Raw genomic sequence first — 1,146 nt, forward strand, 5'->3', positions numbered from 1 at the left:
CCTTCACGGATCGCAAAACGTAGACCTGGGTCCATTGCGATCGGGTGGATTAGCTCTACTGACATCTCAACGTTGTCACCAGGCATAACCATTTCCACGCCTTCTTTAAGCGCGATCGCACCAGTTACGTCCGTAGTACGGAAGTAGAACTGTGGACGGTAACCGTTAAGGAATGGAGTGTGACGACCACCTTCTTCTTTAGAAAGTACGTATACTTCCGCATCGAATTTAGTGTGTGGCTTGATCGCACCTGGTTTAGTCAATACTTGACCACGTTGTACGTCTTCACGCTTAGTACCACGAAGAAGAACACCACAGTTCTCGCCCGCACGACCTTCGTCAAGAAGTTTACGGAACATTTCTACGCCAGTTACTGTAGTAGTTTGAGTATCACGGATACCAACGATTTCTACAGACTCGCCTACTTTAACGATACCAGTCTCTACACGGCCAGTTACTACTGTACCACGACCAGAGATTGAGAATACGTCTTCAATTGGCATAAGGAATGGAAGGTCAATTGCACGCTCTGGCTCTGGAATGTAAGAGTCAAGTGCTTCAACAAGCGCAACTACCGCTGGCTCGCCGTATTGGCTGTCATCACCGTTAAGCGCAAGAAGAGCAGAACCACGGATCACTGGAGTGTCATCACCCGGGAAGTCGTAAGTAGAAAGAAGTTCACGAACTTCCATTTCAACTAGCTCAAGAAGCTCTTCATCGTCTACAAGGTCGCATTTGTTCAAGAATACAACGATGTAAGGTACACCTACCTGACGAGAAAGCAGGATGTGTTCACGAGTCTGTGGCATAGGCCCATCAGTCGCAGCACATACAAGGATCGCGCCATCCATCTGAGCAGCACCAGTAATCATGTTTTTAACATAATCGGCGTGGCCCGGGCAATCTACGTGAGCGTAGTGACGAGTTGGAGAATCGTATTCTACGTGTGAAGTATTAATTGTAATACCACGTGCTTTTTCTTCTGGTGCAGAGTCGATTGCAGCGTAGTCTTTCGCTTCGCCACCGAATTTCTTCGCACATACAGTTGCAATTGCAGCTGTTAAAGTTGTTTTACCATGGTCAACGTGACCAATTGTGCCCACGTTAACGTGTGGCTTATTACGTTCAAACTTAGCCTTAGCCATG

1 protein-coding gene is annotated in these 1,146 nt (G+C 47.3%); it reads right to left on the bottom strand.

Annotated features, from left to right (window positions below; all coding sequences use genetic code 11):
* Nucleotides 1–1,145 (bottom strand): elongation factor Tu (tuf, locus tag NI462_RS14880; protein WP_043963442.1); only part of this gene is annotated, 1,145 nt, incomplete at its 3' end.
* Nucleotide 1,146 lies beyond the last annotated feature (1 nt).

This window comes from Acinetobacter lwoffii (assembly GCF_024129715.1).
Lineage (GTDB): Bacteria > Pseudomonadota > Gammaproteobacteria > Pseudomonadales > Moraxellaceae > Acinetobacter > Acinetobacter lwoffii_U.